General features: G+C 75.6%; 16 protein-coding genes. 3 read left to right on the plus strand and 13 right to left on the minus strand.

Translation table 11 applies throughout. The features are described from left to right. Positions 1-6: 6 nt before the first annotated feature. The 10 genes from ACH01S_RS08155 to ACH01S_RS44840 all read right to left on the minus strand — a co-directional run bounded on the left by ACH01S_RS08155 (position 7) and on the right by ACH01S_RS44840 (position 11861). Entirely contained in the window at positions 7-999 is a 993-nt protein-coding gene (locus ACH01S_RS08155) for a TerC family protein (protein ID WP_067887279.1), read from the minus strand. Between the two features lie 178 nt (positions 1000-1177). Then, complete coding sequence (locus tag ACH01S_RS08160; RefSeq protein ID WP_174564866.1) at positions 1178-2410, minus strand: glycosyltransferase family 4 protein; 1233 nt, start codon at positions 2408-2410, stop codon at positions 1178-1180. After that, entirely contained in the window at positions 2403-4079 is a 1677-nt protein-coding gene (murJ, locus tag ACH01S_RS08165; protein WP_246237164.1) for a murein biosynthesis integral membrane protein MurJ, read from the minus strand. Before murJ ends, ACH01S_RS08160 begins: the two co-directional genes overlap by 8 nt. A gap of 37 nt (positions 4080-4116) precedes the next feature. Further along, positions 4117-5199, minus strand: coding sequence for a hypothetical protein (locus tag ACH01S_RS08170; RefSeq protein ID WP_246237165.1), 1083 nt, complete (start codon positions 5197-5199; stop codon positions 4117-4119). Between the two features lie 5 nt (positions 5200-5204). After that, a complete protein-coding gene (locus ACH01S_RS08175; RefSeq protein WP_067887282.1) occupies positions 5205-6161 on the minus strand; it encodes a copper transporter in 957 nt (318 codons plus the stop codon). Further along, complete coding sequence (gene steA / locus ACH01S_RS08180) at positions 6158-7567, minus strand: putative cytokinetic ring protein SteA (RefSeq protein WP_246237166.1); 1410 nt, start codon at positions 7565-7567, stop codon at positions 6158-6160. The genes ACH01S_RS08175 and steA overlap by 4 nt, the downstream gene beginning before the upstream one ends. Positions 7568-7693: 126 nt before the next feature. Next, positions 7694-9400: a DNA repair protein RecN gene (recN, locus tag ACH01S_RS08185; protein WP_067887286.1), complete on the minus strand. Its 1707-nt coding sequence runs from the start codon at positions 9398-9400 to the stop codon at positions 7694-7696. 59 nt (positions 9401-9459) lie between these two features. Next, complete coding sequence (locus ACH01S_RS08190; RefSeq protein WP_083980450.1) at positions 9460-10488, minus strand: NAD kinase; 1029 nt, start codon at positions 10486-10488, stop codon at positions 9460-9462. A 178-nt stretch (positions 10489-10666) separates the two neighbouring features. Continuing rightward, complete coding sequence (locus tag ACH01S_RS08195; protein ID WP_067887289.1) at positions 10667-11470, minus strand: TlyA family RNA methyltransferase; 804 nt, start codon at positions 11468-11470, stop codon at positions 10667-10669. A 13-nt stretch (positions 11471-11483) separates the two neighbouring features. Beyond that, on the minus strand, positions 11484-11861 hold the full coding sequence (locus tag ACH01S_RS44840) for a hypothetical protein (protein WP_067887292.1): 378 nt from the start codon (positions 11859-11861) through the stop codon (positions 11484-11486). 115 nt (positions 11862-11976) lie between these two features. Between ACH01S_RS44840 and ACH01S_RS08205 the strand changes: the two genes are divergently transcribed. Then, entirely contained in the window at positions 11977-12318 is a 342-nt protein-coding gene (locus ACH01S_RS08205) for an SCP2 sterol-binding domain-containing protein (protein ID WP_067887295.1), read from the plus strand. 23 nt (positions 12319-12341) lie between these two features. On the opposite strand, the gene ACH01S_RS08210 is transcribed toward ACH01S_RS08205, so the two are convergent. Then, entirely contained in the window at positions 12342-13346 is a 1005-nt protein-coding gene (locus tag ACH01S_RS08210; protein WP_067887320.1) for an HAD-IIA family hydrolase, read from the minus strand. Between the two features lie 47 nt (positions 13347-13393). Continuing rightward, complete coding sequence (locus ACH01S_RS08215; protein WP_067887298.1) at positions 13394-13837, minus strand: tetratricopeptide repeat protein; 444 nt, start codon at positions 13835-13837, stop codon at positions 13394-13396. Positions 13838-13900: 63 nt separating this feature from the next. On the opposite strand from ACH01S_RS08215, the gene ACH01S_RS08220 reads away from it, so the two are divergent. Beyond that, the gene (locus ACH01S_RS08220; protein WP_083980451.1) at positions 13901-15235 is read left to right on the plus strand and encodes a DUF1015 family protein; all 1335 of its coding nucleotides are present in this window, start codon (positions 13901-13903) and stop codon (positions 15233-15235) included. Positions 15236-15280: 45 nt separating this feature from the next. After that, on the plus strand, positions 15281-16222 hold the full coding sequence (locus ACH01S_RS08225; RefSeq protein WP_067887302.1) for an MBL fold metallo-hydrolase: 942 nt from the start codon (positions 15281-15283) through the stop codon (positions 16220-16222). A gap of 45 nt (positions 16223-16267) precedes the next feature. Here the strand turns inward: ACH01S_RS08225 and ACH01S_RS08230 are convergent, their stop codons facing one another. Next, complete coding sequence (locus ACH01S_RS08230) at positions 16268-17200, minus strand: hypothetical protein (RefSeq protein ID WP_148344729.1); 933 nt, start codon at positions 17198-17200, stop codon at positions 16268-16270. Positions 17201-18241: the final 1041 nt, after the last annotated feature.

An 18241-nucleotide genomic window follows, 5' to 3' on the forward strand; every position in this document is an offset into this window, starting at 1 on the left:
GAGCGCTTATTCGGCGCGTGTCCCCGCGTCGTCCGCGCGCTCGAGCGCGGCCCCGCCGGACGACCGGCGCCCGGCGGCGAGGCTCGCGACCGTGGTGGCGACGAGCGTCCCGGCGATCACGGCGAGGGACAGCCAGATCGGGATGTCCGGCGCCCAGCCCACGCCGTACTCGTGCAGCGCGTGCAGGATCAGCTTCACGCCGATGAAGCCGAGGATGAACGCGAGCCCGTGCGCCAGGTAGACGAGCCGGTCGGTGAGCCCGCCGAGCAGGAAGAACAACTGGACGAGCCCCATCAGCGCGAACGCGTTCGCGGTGAAGACCAGGTACGGCTCGGTCGTCAGCCCGAAGATCGCGGGGATGGAGTCGAGCGCGAACAGCACGTCGGTGGAGCCGATCGCGATCATCACGATGGCGAGCGGGGTGAGCATACGGCGGCCACCGGCGGCGCGGGCGAGGAACCGGGTGCCGTGGTACTCGTCGGACGTCGGGACGACCCGCTTCGCCCAGCGCAGCAGCGCGTTCTCCTTGAACTCGTCCTCGTCCCCGCCGCGGACGAGGCCGATCGCCGTCCAGACGAGGAACGCGCCGAAGATGAAGAACACCCACGTGAAGGTGGAGATCGCCGCCGCGCCGACCGCGATGAACGCGCCGCGCAGCAGCAGCGCGATCACGATGCCCGCCATCAGCACCGTGTGCTGGGCCTGCTTCGGGACGGCGAACCGCGCCAGGATCACCATGAACACGAAGAGGTTGTCGACGCTGAGGCTCTTCTCAGTGACGAAGCCGCCGAAGTACTCGGCGGCGTACCGTCCGCCCGAGAAGGCCCAGACGCCGATGCCGAACAGGACGGCGAGGCCGATGTAGACCGCCGACCAGAACGCGGCCCTGCGCGTCGTGAACTCGCGCGTGTCGTTGCGGTGGATGACGAACAGGTCGGCGGCGATGACGGCGAGGATCCCCGCGATGGTCAGCACCCACACCAATGGGGAGACGGACAAGGTGAACACCTCCAGCGGACGTGAACGAGCGCTGGAGGTCTCTCCCGCCTACGCGTGCGCAGGCCGCGGAACCCGGGCCGACATGGGACGACCGTACTGACGGGGACCGTGTGTGGGGATACTCCCCTCCATTCCTCCACCAACGCCGGCGGCGGGCGAGAAGTTCCCGGCCCCGCCGCTAGGGGCGCTCGCCGCGCGCCAGGCGCCGGTAGAGCCCGGCGAGCTGGTCGACGGCGTCGGACTCGTCCGGCAGCTCCGCCGCCCGGTGCGCGGCGGCCGAGCCGAGCCGGGCCGCGAGCGCCGGGTCGTCGAGGACGCGGCTCACCGCCCGTTCCAGCGCGTCCGCGTCCCCGGCGGGGACGAGCAGCGCCGCCTCGCTCTCCGGGCCGTGCAGCAGCGGGCCGCCCGCGCCGCCGCCCGCCGGGCGGTCCGCCGCGCCGACCATGCCGGGGATGCCGCCGACCCGGGTCGCGACGAGCGGCCGACCCGCCCGCAGGACCTCCTGGACGACCAGCGGCTGCCCCTCCCACACGCTCGGCACGACGGCGACGTCGCAGGCGGCGAGCAGGGCGGCGACGTCGGAGCGGCGGCCGAGCAGCCGGACGGGCAGGTCCTCGGCGGCGATCCGGGCGCGCAGTTCGTCCTCCAGGGGGCCGTCGCCCGCGATCGCGACGAGCGGCCGCGGGGTGCGCGCGGCCCAGCCGGCCGCCGCGTCCAGCAGCGTCGGCAGGCCCTTCTGGTCGGCGAGCCGCCCCACCGTGACGATCAGCGGGCGCTCCCCCGCCTCCAGTTCGGCGCGGACGTCGGCGCGGGCGGCCGGGCCCGGCGGGGCCTGCGGCGGGGGCGCCGGGACGATCGCGTGCCCCACCGACCGGGCGCCGAGCGTCCGCATCCGCTGCTCCAGGTCGGGCGACACCCCGAGGACGGCCGCCGCGCCGCGCGCCACGACCCGCTCCAGCGCCCCGTACACGGCGGCGGTCCGGCCGCCCGCGATGACCGCGTTGTGCAGCGTGACGACCAGCGGCGGCCCGCCCTTCGCGAACCGCAGCGGGCCCGGCGCGACCCGGGCGCACGCCGTCGCCGCGAGCGCGCCCGCCCGCAGGCCGTGCGCGTGGACGACCTCCGCGTCGCGCAGCAGCGTCCGGAGCCGCGCGACAGCCCGCGCGTCGCTCAGCGGGCGCGGCCGGTCGGCGAGGTCGACCTCGGCGAAGCGGGCGCCGGCCGCGGCGAACCCGAACAGCTCCTCGGTCGCCGCGGGCCCGCACACGAGGACGCGGGCGCCGCGTCCGGCGAGGCCCCCGGCGACGGAGCGGACGTGCCGTCCGACGCCGCCCGCGCTGGTGCCGAGGACGAGCGCGACGCGCAGCCCGTCGAGGTCCTGCTCGCCGGTGGCGGCGGGGGTGTCAGGCATGGCGGGTGACCTTCCGGCTGAGGACGGCCCGCAGGTCCCGGCCGTCGATCACGAACGCGACGATGGCGAACACGGCGGCGGCGGCGAGCGCGGCGAGCGCGCCCGTCCCGACGTTGCGCAGTTCGGCGGCCGGGCCGGTGCCGCCCGTCCCGAGGAGCGCGGCGGTCGCGTACCCGGCGGCGCCGCCCGCCGCGCCGCCCGCGAGCCCGGCCGCCAGCGCGCGCGGGATCCCCGCCACGGACGCGGCGCCCCGCGCGCGGACGAGCGTGCCGAGCAGCAGCGCGCCCGCGACGGTCATCCCGGCGGCGTTCCCGGCGCCGAGGGCCGCGACGACCCACTGCCGGTCGGCGGCGAGCACCAGCGCGACGTCGGCGACCATCACGACGACCCAGCCGGTGACGACGGCGGCGGCGCCCATCCGCCCCTTGCGGCAGGCGAACAGGACGCGTCCGAGGTGCGCGACGAGCCCGTAGCCGAGCAGGCCGGGCGCGAACGCGAGGACGGCGCGGGTCAGGACGTCCTGCTGGTCGGGATGGCCGGGGTTGAACACCGCGCCGATCGGCGCCGCGACCGCCGCGAGCGCCGCCGCGCCCGCGCACGACACGAGGATCACCGCGCGCGTGGTGGACGCGGTGACCTGGTCGAACCGGTCCCGCTCCCCCGCGCTCATCCGCGCCGACAGCATCGGGAACGCGCTCGTCGCGATCGGCACCGCGAGGATCGCCCACGGCAGCAGGTAGATCGCCCACGCGTACTGGTAGTTGGCGAGCGCGCCGCCCGTCCCCTCGTAGCTGAGCCGGACGACGAGCAGCGCCGACAACTGCTGCGCGGCGACCGTGGCGAGCCCGGCGAGGGCGAGGCGGCGGACGCGGCGCGCCACGCCGTCCGGGAAGCGCAGCGACGGGCGCAGGCCGAGCCGCAGCCGCCACGCCGCGACCCCGGCGGTCGCGGCCATCGCGACGCCGCCGAGCGCCGTCCCGACCGACAGGGTCAGCTCCGCGTCCAGCGGCAGGCCCGCGAGGTCGTTCTCGTGGCCCTCGCCGAGCGGCGCGTACACGACGTAGGCGGCGACCACGACGAGGCTCGACATCAGCGGCGCCAGCGCGGGCGCGACGAACCGGCGGTGCGACTGGAGCAGCCCGTACAGGACGACGGCCATCCCGTACATCACCATCTGCGCCGACTGGATGGCGAGCATGAACGACCCGACGTCCACGATGTCGGCGCGGGAGCAGCCCTTGAGGTCGGCGCCGACCAGCACCTCCATGATCGGACGCGACCCGAGCGCCATCAGCGCCGACAGCGGGACCATCAGCACGACGATCCAGGTGAGCAGCGCCGACCCGATCCGGCGGACCTCCTCGCGGTCGCCGCGCTCGGCGGGCCCGGCGAGCACCGGCACGACCATGCTGGCGAGCGCGCCGCCCGCGACGATCTCGTAGACGATGCTGGGGAACTGCGTCGAGGTGAAGTAGGCCTGGCTCAGGCACGACGTGGTGACCGTCTGGGAGAAGGCGTAGGTGCGTCCGAACCCGGCGAGCCGCGCGAGGACCGTGATGACGGCGATGACGACGGCGGCGCCCGCGAGCCCGCCGGTGAGGCGGCGCAGCGCGGACGGCCGCCGGTCCGGCGGCGGCGCCTGCTCGGGTGGCACGGTTGACGAAGGCACGCTCGTGAGGGTCGCGGGGGGCGGTTCCGCCGCGCGGTCAGGCCGGACCGGCGGCGACGCCGTTGCCCGCCGGGCCCGCGTCCGCGGCGCCGGGAGCGGCGTCCGGCGCCCCGGCCTGCGGCGGGACGCCGGGACGGAACGCGTCGTCCGCGCCGGGCTTGCCGTCGCCGGACTTGTCGTCGACGGGCTTGTCGTCGGCGGGGGCGGCGTCAGCGGAGGCGGGGGCGGCCTGCGGGGCGGGCGCGGCGGCCGGGCGGCGGCCCAGCATGTCGACGCGGTTCAGCACCGGGTTGCCCGCGATGACCTTGGTGAAGCTGACGAACTCGCTGGCCGCGTTCAGCCCGACGAGCCCGGCGAGGACGGCGAGCCGCGGCCCCCGGCCGAGCCGGGTCGCGGCGAGCCCGAGCAGCGCGCCGAGCGCGTTGGAGCCGGTGTCGCCGAGCATCGCGCGCTCGCCGAGGTCCTCGGGGAGGAGGGCGGCGGCGGCGCCGAGCGGCGCGGCCACGACCGCGGCCCCGGACCGGGTCAGCGCCAGCGGCGCCCCGGTGATCAGGCCGACCTTGATCGCGCGCCCGGGACGCAGGTCGAACAGGTTCATGAGGTTGGCGCTCCCGGCGACGATCGCGCCGTTGAGCAGGACGTCGAACCCCCGCCCGGCGCGGGACGGCGCGGGCGACCCGGCGACCGCCGCCGCGGCGAGCCCGGTCGCGCCGATCCCGAGGATCTTCACCGCGCCGCTGGTGACCTCGCCGCGGGCGAGCGCGGTCAGATGGCCCTTGAAGCCGCGCGACGACGCCGACCCGGCGAGGTCGTCGTAGCCGCCGAGCAGCCCCGCCCCGGCCCCGGCGAGCAGCGCGGCGGCGCGGACCCGGCCGGACGCGCCGGGGGCGAGCAGCCCGGCCGCGGCGGCGCCCGCGACGAGCGCGGGGCCCTCCAGCAGCGTCACCGGCTCGCCGCGGTGGTTGGTGCGTCCCCACACGTCCTCGCCGGGCAGCCCGTTCAGCCCGGGGGGCCGCCGGGTCAGCGCGGTGTAGGCGGCGCGGGCGGCGGCGGCGCCGAGGCCCGCGCCCGCCAGCAGCCGCAGGGCGCCCGTCCGTCCAGGGCCGTTGCGTCGCTTCATCGAGGTCACCCGTTCTTCCCCGCCGTGGGCGCGGGCGAGGGCAGGTAGCCGCTCGCCCCGGCGCCCGTCCCGTACTGCCCGGACTTGCCGCCCAGCTCGTTCTGCAGCGCCAGGATCGTGACGACCTGCCCGGAGGCGGTGTCCACCACGTCGACCGTGGAGACCGTGTCCTTGGCGTCGGCGTCGCGCAGCGCCGCGATCAGCCCGCCCTCCCGCGCGGAGGTCGACGGGCCACCGACGACGGTACCGCGCCCGGCGCCGTCGAGTGCGGCGGCCAGCGAGATCAGCGCCTTGTTGTCGTCGTCGCCGCCGTCGTAGGCGTACGGGCCCGCCGGCGCGACCATGATCGCGAGGGTGGCGTGCTGGCCGACCTTGCCGCTGGTGGTGATGTACCCGCCCTGCCGGAAGGCGTTCAGCACGGCGCCGCCCGCGGCGTCCTCGCGGCCGGACTTCGCGCCGTCCTTGGTGACGAGCGCGCTCGCGAGCACGAGGCCCGCCTTGTCGTAGGCGGTGGCGTCCGAGGCGAACTCGACGCCGTCGCCCTTGAGCTGGGTGGCGAGCTCCTCGACGGTGGCGCGCTGGTCGTCGTCGAGCAGCTTCTTCTGGACGGTGACGCGCCCCGTCACCGCGGCGCCCGCGTTCTTCGCGAGCTCGCCGAGCTGCTCGATGCTGTCGTCGCCCGCGCCGGGCGTCTCGACCAGCACCACGGACTGGCCCTTCAGCCGGTCCGCGACGAGCTGCGGGCCGAGCCCGCGGGAGAACTGCTCCTCGCCCTTGCCCTGGCGCTCCAGGTCGCGCTGCTGGTTGCGGGCCTGCTGGGCGGACTTGGCCGCCGAGTTCGCCTGCTGGCGCAGCGTGTCGCTCACCGAGTTGGACAGCGTGGTGGAGCCCAGCACGATGCCGAGCGCCAGCGCGAGGAAGATCGCGACGATGGAGACGAGGTGGTAGCGGAAATCGATCACGTGAAGAGTCCGGTCAGCCAGAAGACGAAGGCGTGCCAGCGGTCGGCGAGCAGGGGACTGATGACGTCCCCCGCCGGGGACATGGCGACGGCGGTGACGATGGCGATGAACGCGCCGAGGACGAGGAACAGCAGCGACCAGGTCGAGATCCGGCTCCGGTAGAGGCGGCTCACGCCCTTGGCGTCGACGAGCTTGCTGCCGACCCGCAGGCGGGTGAGGAACGTGCTGGCCATCCCCGCGCGGCCCTTGTCGAGGAACTCCACCATGTTGGCGTGCGTGCCGACCGCAACGATGAGCGTGGCGCCCTTGTCGTCGGCGAGCAGCATCGCGATGTCCTCGCTGGTGGCGGTGGCGGGGAACGTGACGGCCTCGCGGCCGAGCTCGTGGACGCGCTTCAGGCCCGGCGCGCGGCCGTCCCGGTAGGCGTGCACGACGATCTCCGCGCCGCAGGTCAGCGCGTCGTCGGACACCGAGTCCATGTCGCCGACGATCATGTCGGGCCGGTAGCCGGCCTCCAGCAGCGCGTCGGCGCCGCCGTCCACCCCGATGAGCACCGGCCGGTACTCGCGGATGTAGGGGCGCAGGGTCGCGATGTCCTCGCGGTAGTGGTAGCCGCGGACGACGATCAGCGCGTGCCGCCCGGCGAGCTTCGTCGCCACCTCGGGGACGCCGACGCCGTCGATGAGCAGGTCGCGCTCGCGCTTGACGTACTCCATCGTGTTGGCGACGAACGCCTCCAGCTGCGTCGCGAGGCCCGCCTTCGCCTCGGTCAGCGCCACGAGGACGGTCTCGGGCGTCTGCTCGGTGCCCTTCGCGACGACCTCGTCGCCCTTGTGCACGACGCGCCCGGCCACGCGGACCTGGTCGCCCTCGCGCAGCCGGGTGAAGATCTCGGGGCCGACGTCGTCCACCAGGGGGATGTCGGCGTCCAGCAGGATCTGCGGGCCGAGGTTCGGGTAGCGGCCCGAGATGCTCGGCGCGACGTTGACGACCGCGCCGACGCCGCACGCCACCAGCGCCTCGGCGCTGACCCGGTCGAGGTCGACGTGGTCGATCACCGCGACCTCGCCGGGCTGGAGCCGCTTGGTCAGGTCCTTGGTGCGGCGGTCGAGCCGGGCCGTCGCGGTGACCCCGGGCAGCCCGTCGTCGCGGACCAGGCCGAGCGAGAGCACGCGCCGCGGCAGCCGCTGGGCCAGCCGCACGCGCCGCTCCGCGCCGGGCTCGGCCCCGGCCTGCGTTCCGGCCTCCGTACCGGCCCCCGTCGCGGGCTCCGCCCCGGGCTCCGTTCCGGGGTCGCCGCCGGGCCCGTCGCCGGGCCTGCCGCCGGGCCGCGGGCGGGCCTGCGCGCGGGGCTCGGCGCCGGGCTCGGTGCCGGGCGGCTCTGTGGTGGGTGACGGGTCGTTCATCGCCTGCCATCCTGCCAGAGCACGGGAGCGAACATCGGAATCGGCGAACGTCCAGGCGTGTCCGATCAGGCACCCTCTGTAATCTTCCGGGGGGTGTGGGGGCTGTGCCGGGGCCCGGACGGCGGATCAGCGCTCGGCGGACGCCATTTCCAGCAGCTCCTCGGCGTGGGCGCGGCCGAGCTCGGAGTCCTCCAGCCCGGCGAGCATCCGCGACAGCTCGCGGACCCGGCCCTCCCGGTCGAGCGCGGTGACGCCGCTGCTGGTCACGGTGCCGTCGTCGGACTTCTCCACCAGCAGGTGCCGGTCGGCGAACGCGGCGACCTGCGGCAGGTGTGTGACGACGATCACCTGCGCGTTGCGGGCCAGCCGGGCGAGCCGGCGGCCGATCTCCACCGCGGCCTTGCCGCCGACGCCCGCGTCCACCTCGTCGAACACGAACGTCGGGACGGGGTCGGCGCCCGCGAACACCACCTCGATCGCCAGCATCACCCGCGACAGCTCGCCCCCGGACGCCCCCTTGTGCAGCGGCAGCGGCTTCGACCCGGGGTGCGGGGCGAGCCGGACCTCGACCTCGTCGACGCCGTGCGGGCCGTACTCGCCGGTCGCGGTGACGGTGACGCTCACGCGGGCGTGCGGCATCGCGAGCGCGGTCAGCTCCTCGGTGACGGCGTCGGAGAACCGCTCGGCGGCGCGGGTGCGGACGGCGGTCAGCTCCCCCGCCTCGGCGGCGAGCCGCTCGGCCAGCTCGGCGTGCTCGGCGCGCAGCTCCTCGATCCGGTCGTCGTCGCCCTCCAGCTCGGTGAGCCGGGACGCGGCCGTCCGCGCCCACTCCAGGACCGCGGCGACCGTGCCGTCCGCGCCGCCGTACTTGCGGGTCAGCGCGGTCAGCTCGGCGCGGCGCTCCTGGACGGCGGCGAGCCGCGCCGGGTCGGCGTCCACGGACTCGGCGTAGGAGGCGAGGTCGGTGCCCACGTCGGACACGAGGTACCCGGCCTCGGCGAGCCGGTCGGCGAGCGCGGCGAGGTCGGGGTCGTGGTCGCGGACGGCGTCCAGCGCGTTGCGGGCCGTGCCGAGCAGGCTCGTGACGTTCGCCGCCTCGAACGCGGCGGCCGGGTCGCCGAGCAGCGCCTCGTGCGCGGTGTCGGCCGCGCCGCGCAGCGCGTCGGCGTGCCCGAGCCGCTCCTCCTCGGCGGCGAGCGCGGTGTCCTCGCCGTCCTTCGGATCGACCTTCTCGATCTCCTCCAGGCCGAAGCGCAGCACGTCGGCCTCCTGGGACCGCTCGCGCGCCCGCGTGGTCAGCTCGTCCAGCAGCGCGGTGACCTGGCGGTGCCGCTGGTACGCCTTGGTGTAGGCGCGCATCGGCTTGGTCAGCGCGGCGCCCGCGTACCGGTCGAGCGCGCCGCGCTGCCGGGCCGCCTGCAGCAGCCGCTGCTGGTCGGACTGCCCGTGCACGGCGACCAGCTCGTCCGCCAGGTTGATCAGCACGTTCACCGGGACGGACCGGCCGCCGAGGAACGCGCGGGACCGGCCCTCCGCCGACACCGACCGGGTCACGATCAGGGCGCCCTCGTCCAGCTCGCCGCCGGACTCCTCCACCCGCTCCACGACGCGCCCGCCGGGGTCGACGACGATCCGCCCCTCGACGGTGGCGCGGTCGGCGCCGGGCCGCACCCGCTGCGGGTCGGCGCGGCCGCCGAACAGCAGCCCGAGGCTCGTGACCACCATGGTCTTGCCCGCCCCGGTCTCGCCGGTCACGACGTTGAAACCCGGGGACAGATCGAGCACGGCCTCGTCGATCACACCGAGGCCCTGGATCCGCACCTCATCCACCATGGGGCGCACCAGCGTCACAACCCTCCGCAAAACAGATCCCGGATCAGCGCCTGTGGAGATTATCCCCTCTGATCGCCGGGCGCTCCCCCGTCCGGCGCGGGCGGGCCGCCGTCGGAGGTGACGTCCGGCGCCGTGCCGCCGACCGACGGGGCGTCCGCGACCTGCGAGTCCGCCATGGGCGGGGACGGGTGCGCGGGCTGCCGGACGCGGCCCCGCCAGCCCGTCACGGGCAGCCCGAACTTCGTGACGAGACGGTCGGTGAACGGCGTCAGGTGCAGCCGCGCCAGCCGCACCGGCTCCGCGCCCCGGCGCACCTCCACGCGTGCGCCCGGCGCGAGGTCGAGGGTGCGGCGGCCGTCGCACCACAGGACGGCGCGGGGCGTGTCCGGCAGCACCTCGACCGCGACCAGCGAGCGCGGCGACACCACCAGCGGGCGGGCGAACAGCGAGTGCGCGCTGATCGGGACGACCAGCATCGCCTCGACCTCCGGCCACACCACCGGGCCCCCGGCGGAGAACGCGTAGGCGGTCGAGCCGGTCGGCGTGGCGCACACCACACCGTCGCAGCCCCAGTTGGACAGCGGGCGCCCGTCGATCTCGGCGACGACCTCCAGCATCCGCTCCCGCTCGGCCTTCTCGATGCTCGCCTCGTTCAGCGCCCACGTCGTGCCCGCGACCGTGCCGTTGCGGCGGACGACGACGTCGACCGTCATGCGCTCCTCCACGTCGTAGCGGCGGGTGACGACCCGGTCGACGGTGGCGGCGAGGTCGTCGCGCTCGGCCTCGGCGAGGAACCCGACGTGCCCGAGGTTCACGCCGAGTAGCGGGGCGCCGGAGGTGCGGGTGACGTCGGCGGCGCGCAGCAGCGTCCCGTCGCCGCCGAGGACCATGACGACCTCGGCGTCCTCGGCCGCCGCCGCGGTGTGCGGCATGACGTCGACGCCCGCGCAGCCGATGGCGTCGGCCTCGCCGTCCAGGACCCGGACGCAGATCCCGGCCTCGCTCAGCCGCTCGACGACGAGCTGCGCGCTGCGGACCGCCTCCGGCCGCCCGGTGTGCGTCACGACCAGCACCGACCTCTTGCTCATGCTCTCGCCCCACTCCCCGACGCCGCCGCGCGGCGTACGGACGTCTGGACGAACGTCCCCCGCGGGGACGTTCCCGGTTCGGACGCCTTCTGTACGCGCGCCCGCCCCGGACCGCTCAAGGCCGGTCCCTGCGGCGCGGGCCGGGTCGCCGGGGGCCGGGTCGTCCGGAGCCGGGAGGTCACTGGGGGCCGTCCGCGATGGCCTTGGCGAGGTCGGCGTCGTCCAGCGGAGGGGCCCCGGCGCGCAGCCACAGGAAGTACTCGACGTTCCCGGACGGCCCCGGCAGCGGGCTCGCCGCCACCCCGAGGACGCCGAGGCCCAGCGTCGCCGCGTGCTCGGCCACGCCGCGCACCGCGTCCGCGCGCAGCTCCGGGTCGCGGACGACGCCGCCCGCGCCGACCCGCTCCTTGCCCACCTCGAACTGCGGTTTCACCATCAGCGCGAAGTCGGCGCCGGGGGCGGCGCAGGCGTGCACGGGCCCGAGGACGAGCCGCAGCGAGATGAACGACAGGTCGCCGACGACGAGGCTGGGCGGCGGGTCGCCGAGCATGTCCGGGCGCAGGTCGCGGACGTTCGTCCGCTCCAGGACCGTGACCCGCTCGTCGGTGCGCAGCGACCACGCGATCTGCCCGTAGCCGACGTCGACGGCGTACACGCGGGAAGCGCCCGCGCGCAGCAGGACGTCGGTGAACCCGCCGGTCGAGGCGCCCGCGTCGAGGCAGACGCGGCCCTTGACGTCCAGGCCCCGGAAGGCGCGGAGGGCGCCCGCGAGCTTGTGCCCGCCGCGCGAGACGTACTCGGGACCGTCGGCGGGGTCGGCGACGACGATCGCGGCCCCGGCCTCGACCTGCGTGGCCGCCTTCGCCGCCGGACGCCCGCCCACCCGGACGCGCCCGTCGCCGATCAGCCGCCCGGCGTGCTCCCGCGACCGCGCGAGGCCGCGCCGGACCAGCTCGGCGTCGAGCCGCCGCCGCGCGCTCACGCCCGTCCACCGCTCATGGGCGGGGGCGGAGGGCGTCGGGGAACGCGGGGCGCGGCCGCTCCTGCTCCTCGCCCGCGGCGGCGAGGATCTCCTGGAGCCGCTGGTGGACGTCCTCGAAGACCTCCACGTGCGCGGAGACCGGGCGGCCGCCGAGCTCGCCGAGGCGGGCGAGCGCGGCGTCGACGCGCGGGTCGCCGGTCGGCTCCGGCGCCGGGACGGCCGGGAACTCCGGCTCCCCCGCGGGCTCCTCCGCCGCTGTCTCCGCCGCCGTCTCCGCGGCGGCCCGCTCCGGCGCCGCCGCCGCCTCGGGCCGCTCCCCGACCCCGGCGCTCGCGGCGGGAACCGCCGGGAACGCCGGGATCACCGGCTCCTCCGCGGCCTCGTCGGACATCACGTTTACCTCCCAGTGCACCCGGAACACCCGCGACGAGTCGCTTCCGGCTCTTCCCGAACGCTACCGTCCCTGAACGACATCGTTGTCGAGGGAACGGGGAACGGGCCTGACCATGGCGAACGAGGAGGAGTGCCGCGCGGCGCTCGGGAGCGTCGCGGCGCGGATCGCCGCGGTGGACCCCGACCGGCTCGCCGAGCACGTCGTCGAGCGGACGATCAGCTGCCACGTCGCCGATCTCGGCCTGGCCTTCCGCACCCGGCTGCACGAGGGCGGCCTCGACCCGTTCGAGCTGGACGGCGACCCGCGGGACGCGCAGGTCCGGCTGACCGTCGACAGCGACGACCTCGTCGCCATGGCGCGCGAGGAGCTGAACCCGGCCAAGGCGTGGGCCGAGGGCCGCCTCAAGATCGAGGCGAGCATCTTCGACCTGCTCCGCCTCCGCAAACTCCTCTGAGCCGCCGAGCCGCCGAGCCGCCGTCAGAGCGGGAGGGCGGCGAGCGCGTCCGCGAGGGCGTCCCGGCTCGGCTCCGCCCCGGGCTCCCAGGCGGCGGACGCGAGCGCCCGCAGCCCGTCGTACGGGTCGCCGGAGCCGGTGACCGCGACCGCGCCGCCGTCGTCGCGGCGGGCCGTCCAGCCGCCGCACCGGTACCCGCCGTCCGCCCGGACGACCTCCGGGTGCGGGACGAGCAGCCCCCTCAGATCGGCCGCGACATAGGTGGGACGCCGGTTCGGCGGCGCGGTGAGCAGCCCCAGCGGGTCGGTGACCCCGGTGAGGACGAGCAGGCTGTCCGCGCCGCCGTTGACGGCCCCCTCGATGTCGGTGTCGAGCCGGTCCCCGACCACGAGCGGCCGTTTCGCGCCGGTGCGCCGGACCGACTCCTGGTGCAGCGGCCGCTCGGGCTTTCCGGTGACGATCGGCTCCACCCCGGTCGCCGAGCTGATCACGCGGAGCAGCGACCCGTTCCCCGGATGCGGCGGCCCGTCGCCGCCGGGGATCGTCAGGTCGCCGTTGGAGCCGACGAACAGCGCGCCCATCGCGACGGCCCGCGCCCCCTCGGCCAGCAGCCCGTACCCGAGCGTCGGCTCGTACCCCTGGACGACGGCGGCGGGACGTCCGGCCGCCGTCGACACCGGGCGCAGCCCCGCCGCGTACAGGGCGTGCCGCAGCCCCATGCCGCCCACGACGAGGACGTCCGACCCGGGCGGCAGCCGTTCGGCGAGGAGGCGCGCGGCGGCCTGCGCGGAGGTCACCACGTCCGCCGCGTCGGCCGGGACGCCCACCTCGGTGAGCAGGGCCGCGACGGCCGACGGCGTCCGGGACGCGTTGTTCGTCACGAACGCGAGCCGCTGCCCCGCCGCGCGGGCCTTGGCGAGCGACTCCGCCGCCGCCCGGACCGGCCTGCGCCCGATGTAGACGACGCCGTCGAGGTCGAGCAGGGCGACGTCGTAGGCCTCGCACAGCGGGCGGTCGCTGCCTCTCATCATGCCCGTGATCGTACGCGGATGGTTACCGGCTGGTAAGACGGGGGTCAGCGGCGGGCCGCGAGGGTGGCCCTGACCTGCCGCAGGGCCTTGGCGTAGTCCTGGTTCTCCGGACGCATGGCGGCGGCCAGCGCCAGCTGCTCGACCGCGCCCGCGAAGTCGCCCATCCGGCTGAGCGCGAGCCCGAGGCCGAAGCGGGCGTAGTCCTCGGCGGGCTCCGCGTCGACGATCACGCGGAAGCTCTCGGCCGCCGCGCCGAACTGCCGCATCCCGAACTGGGCCCGGCCGAGCGCCTCGCGGATGCTGTGCGAGCCGGGCTCCGCGTCGGCCGCCCTGGTCAGCAGCTGGAGCGCGGCGGCGGGGCTGCCCGCCCTGAGCAGTTCGAGCCCCCGCGTGTACCACTCGTAGACGCCCCCCTCCGGGGGGACCGCCGGGTCGCCGGGTTCGCCGCCCGGGGAATCCTCGGGCCTTTCCGGGCCTTGACGACTCATGTGGACCTCCCGTCGAAAACGACCGTACCCGTCGGGTCACCGGACGCCCCTCCGCTCATTAGCATGCCCAGGGTGGACGACGACCTCCCCTCCGAAGCCGGCCCGGAGGAGTTCAGCGCCCGGATCTTCGGGACGTCGGAGCCGCCCAGCGGACGCGGCCTGGAACTGGCCCCGTTCCGCGGCGTCCGGTTCGTCCCCGAGGTCGCGGGCGACCTCGCGGCCGTGACGATGCCCCCCTACGACCTGATCGACGAGGCGGCGGCGACGCGGCTGCTGGCGGAGGGCGGGCACAACATCGTCCGGCTGAACCTGCCGCGCCTCGCCGGGGAGGGCTACGCCGCGGCGGGCGACCGGCTGCGCCGCTGGCTGGACGAGGGCGCCCTCGCCGTCGACCCGGAGCCCGCCCTCTACGTCTACGAGGCGGCCCGCGGGCGGACGGTCCTGCAGCGCGGCCTCATCGGCGCCCTGGGCCTGCGCGCGGAGTCGGACGGGGTGGTGCTGCCGCACGAGAACGTGTTCCCCGGGCCCGTCCAGGACAGGCTCGCGCTGATGACGGCCGCGAACGCCAACCTTGAACCGATCTTCCTCGTGTACGAGGGCGGCGGGGACGCGGCCCGCATCGTCGACGAGGCGGCGGCCGACGCGCCGCTCATGGAGTTCCGCGCCGACGACGGGATCTCGCACCGCCTGTGGCGCATCACCGACCCCGGCGCGCACGCCCGCGTCGCCGCCGACCTGAGCGGCAGGCAGGCGCTCATCGCGGACGGCCACCACCGCTACGCCACCTACCGCGCCCTGCAGTCGCGGCACCACGCGGCGGGCGACGGCCCCGGCCCGTGGGACTCGGGGCTGGCGCTGCTGGTCGACGCCACCCGCTACCCGGCTCACCTGGGGGCGATCCACCGCGTGCTGCCGGGCCTGCGTCCCGACGACGCGGTCGGACGTGCCCGGGACGTCTTCCACGTCACCGAATTCCAGGACGAGGCCGCCGCCGTCTCAGCGCTCGCCGACGCGCGCGGTCCCGCGTTCCTGCTCGGTGGAGGCCCGTCCCTGCACCTGCTCACCGATCCGGACGACGACGCCGTGCGGCGAGCCATGCCGTCCGAGCATTCCGCGCGGTGGCGCGGGCTCGACACCGCCGTGCTCGACCACCTGCTCATCGGGAACGTGTGGAACGTCCCCGAGAACGAGAACGCCATCGAGGTGGTGCACGACGACCCGTCCGCCGCCTTCACGCGGGCGCGGCGCACCGGCGGGACGGCCGTCGTCCTCAACCCGCTCAAGGTCGAGGACGTCCTCGCGATCGCGGGCGGGGGCGAGCGCGTCCCGCGCAAGTCGACGTCGTTCGGGCCGAAGCCGCGGACGGGCCTCGTCCTGCGCCTCCTCGACGACCGGTGAGGGGCCGGATGTGCGCGGCGCTCCGCCGGGGTCGATGATCGGGGCATGGACGACACCACGACCACGATCACGCCCCTCGGCTCGGACGTCTACGAGATCGACACGCGGATGGCCGGGTACAGCGGGATCACCGCCGGGTACCTGATCCTGTCCGACCGGCCCTGCCTGGTGGAGCCGGGGACGTCCGGCTCGGCGCCCGTCGTGCGCGCCGCGCTCGACGAACTGGGCGTCGGACCGGACGACCTGGCCAGCGTGGTCGTCACGCACATCCACCTCGACCACGCGGGCGGCGTCGGCGACATCGCGAAGATGTACCCGGGGGCGGAGGTCGTCGTCCACGAGAAGGGCGCGCGGCACCTCGCCGACCCGTCGCGCCTGATGCGCAGCGCCCGGATGGTGTACGGCGACAGCCTCGACACCCTCTTCGGCGAACTCAAGCCCACCGACGCCGCGCGGATCCGCGCCGTCGAGGACGTCGGCCTCATCGACCTGGGCGGCGGGCGGCGGCTGGAGTCGCACTACTCCCCCGGCCACGCCAAGCACCACGTCGGCCTCATGGACTCCCACACCGGCGACCTTTATGTGGGCGACGCCGCCGGGATCTACATCCCGGAGACGGCGGACGTCCGTCCCGCGACGCCGCCACCGGACTTCGACCTCGACACCGCGCTCGACTCGCTCGGCAAATTCCGATCGCTCGGCCCGCAGCGGTTGCTGTTCGCGCATTACGGCCCCGTAACGGCCGTGGACGACACCCTGGAACGGTCGGCGGAGGAATTGCGGATCTGGGTCGACACCGTCCGGGACGCTCGGGAAAAGGGCCTCGATCTTGATCACGCGGTCGCGATGGTCGTCGACCGGACAAAGGACCGCTACGCCATCACGGCCGACGACATCGACCCCGAACTCGCCGCCAAATACGAGGTGCTGAACAGCACGGAAAGCAACGTCGCGGGAATCATGCATGCCCTGAACAAGCACGCATGACCTCGGGACCATCCGAATTCGCCGCCGTTACGGCGGCGGGGCCGGTCAGTCGTTCTCGTCTCCGGGCGGCGGCTGCTCCTCGGCGGTGATGGGTTTCGGCTCCAGGAACAGGGCCGGAGCCTCCGGCGCCGCCTCCTCCGCGGCGTCGTCCGGCGCCGCGGGGGTCTCGGGCTCGGCCGGGACGAACGCGATGTCGGTCGCAGCGGCGTCCTCGACCTCCACCGGGCCTTCGTCCTCGACCGCCTCTTCCTCGGGCACCGCTTCGGAGGGCGCCGCGTCGTCGACCGTCGTCTCGATCTCCTCGGCGACCGTCTCCGCGTCGTCTTCGTCCTCTTCGGTGTCGAGGATGTGGAGGCCCTCAAGCTCGGCGTAGCGTTCGGCCGCGTCGGTCTCGCCGTCCCGGTCGGCCGCGGCGGCGCGCGCGAACCAGTCGGACGCCTCCTCGTCGCGCCCGGCCTCCTCCAGCGCGTCCGCGTAGGCGTAGAAGAGCCGCACCGACCAGGGGCGGAGCCGCCTGTCGCGGAGTTCGGGGATCTGGAGCGTGACGACGGCCGCGTCCCGCTGCCCGAGGTCGCGGCGCACACCCGACTCGACGATGCGCAGTTCGACGCGTCCCATCGGGTCGAGCTTGTCCGCCTCCGGCGACTTGATCAGGTCGAGGGCGCGTTCGGGACGGCCGAGCCCGCGCTCGCAGTCGGCCATCACCGGCAGGTAGGAGTCGTCGCCCGCGCCGAGCCGCCGCGCGGCCCGCAGCTCCGCGAGCGCCTCGGCCCACTCGCCCGCGTGGTACGCGGCGATCCCGGCCGCCTCCCGGACGATCCCCACCCGGGACGCGAGCCGCCGGGCCGCCCGCGCGTGCTTGTAGGCCAGCTCCGGATCGTCCTCGGCCAGCCGTCCGGCCATCACCAGATGGCGCGCGACCTTCGCGGCCAGGTCCTTGGGGAGCGAACGCAGGCCGATGCGGGCCTCCGCGTCCAACTCCTCGCCGGTGACGTCCTCTGGAAGCAGCGGGTCGTCGTACCTCGGTGCGGGACGCTCACGCTCCTCCGCGCGCGCGCCGCGCCGGTCGTCCGAACGACCGCGGGACGGCCCATAGGGGCGGCCCTCGCGCGGCGGACCGCCGCGCCCCTTGAACCGCTTGTCGCGGTCTCCCGGACGCCCTTCGCGCTTGCCCTCGAACCGCCTGCCGCCGGACCGCCGATCGTCCCGATCCTGGAACCGCCGTTCGCCGCCCGGACGCCCTTCACGCCGCGGCCCGCCCGCCGGACGCCCCTCGCGCCACTGGCCCCCGGCCGGACGCCCTTCCTGCCGCGAACCACCGCCCGGACGCCCTTCCCGTCGCTGGCCGCCGGTCGGACGCCCCTCACGGCGCGGCCCGCCGGACGGACGCCCTTCGCGCCGCTGGCCGCCGCTTGGACGGCCGTCACGTCCCGCGCCGCCGCCCTGGTTCGGCCGACGTCCCTGCCCTCGGTCCTGGAAACGGCCTTCCCGCCGCTCCCCGCCCTCACGGAAAGACCTACTGCCGAACCGGCCTTCGCGGCGCTCGCCGCCCTGGCCGCCGAAGCCATTCTCAGGACGCTCGCCGGGACGTCCCTCCCGGGACTCCGAACGCCGGTCATCAGAACGCTTGAATGGACGGCCGGATTTGCGATCATCGCGCTCTCCCCGCGAATCCCGGTCCTTCCAGCCCCCGCCGGGACGACCGCGGCCGCCCTGCGGGCCACCGCCACGAGGCGCCCCTCCACGGGACGCTCCTCCGCGCGGACCGCCGCCCTTGCGAGCCCCGGGGCCGCCCTGCGCACCACGCGGGCCGCCGCCACGACGGGGCGGTGTGTTCCGTCTCCCGTCACCGCTCCGCCGCTCGCGATCGCCGTCGCTACGGCCGTCCTCTTCCGCGCTCATCACGTCCGTCACTGTTCTTGAAGGTCGTTCCGTGGACCCTTGCAGCCTACTTTGCGTCCAGCCCACATGCGTCGAGGGCCGCCCCATAAATCGGGACGACCCTCGACTTTCAATTTG

The organism is Actinomadura chibensis NBRC 106107 (genome assembly GCF_001552135.1).
Lineage (GTDB): Bacteria > Actinomycetota > Actinomycetes > Streptosporangiales > Streptosporangiaceae > Spirillospora > Spirillospora chibensis.

Coding starts and splice junctions, on each gene's coding strand:
- ACH01S_RS08215 (WP_067887298.1), bottom strand. CDS start 13,837: ATGAGTCGTCAAGGCCCGGAAAGGCCCGAGGATTCCCCGGGCGGCGAA.
- ACH01S_RS08160 (WP_174564866.1), bottom strand. CDS start 2,410: ATGCCTGACACCCCCGCCGCCACCGGCGAGCAGGACCTCGACGGGCTG.
- ACH01S_RS08220 (WP_083980451.1), top strand. CDS start 13,901: ATGCCCAGGGTGGACGACGACCTCCCCTCCGAAGCCGGCCCGGAGGAG.
- ACH01S_RS08225 (WP_067887302.1), top strand. CDS start 15,281: ATGGACGACACCACGACCACGATCACGCCCCTCGGCTCGGACGTCTAC.
- ACH01S_RS08210 (WP_067887320.1), bottom strand. CDS start 13,346: ATGAGAGGCAGCGACCGCCCGCTGTGCGAGGCCTACGACGTCGCCCTG.
- ACH01S_RS08190 (WP_083980450.1), bottom strand. CDS start 10,488: ATGAGCAAGAGGTCGGTGCTGGTCGTGACGCACACCGGGCGGCCGGAG.
- ACH01S_RS44840 (WP_067887292.1), bottom strand. CDS start 11,861: ATGTCCGACGAGGCCGCGGAGGAGCCGGTGATCCCGGCGTTCCCGGCG.
- steA (WP_246237166.1), bottom strand. CDS start 7,567: ATGAACGACCCGTCACCCACCACAGAGCCGCCCGGCACCGAGCCCGGC.
- ACH01S_RS08170 (WP_246237165.1), bottom strand. CDS start 5,199: ATGAAGCGACGCAACGGCCCTGGACGGACGGGCGCCCTGCGGCTGCTG.
- recN (WP_067887286.1), bottom strand. CDS start 9,400: ATGGTGGATGAGGTGCGGATCCAGGGCCTCGGTGTGATCGACGAGGCC.
- ACH01S_RS08205 (WP_067887295.1), top strand. CDS start 11,977: ATGGCGAACGAGGAGGAGTGCCGCGCGGCGCTCGGGAGCGTCGCGGCG.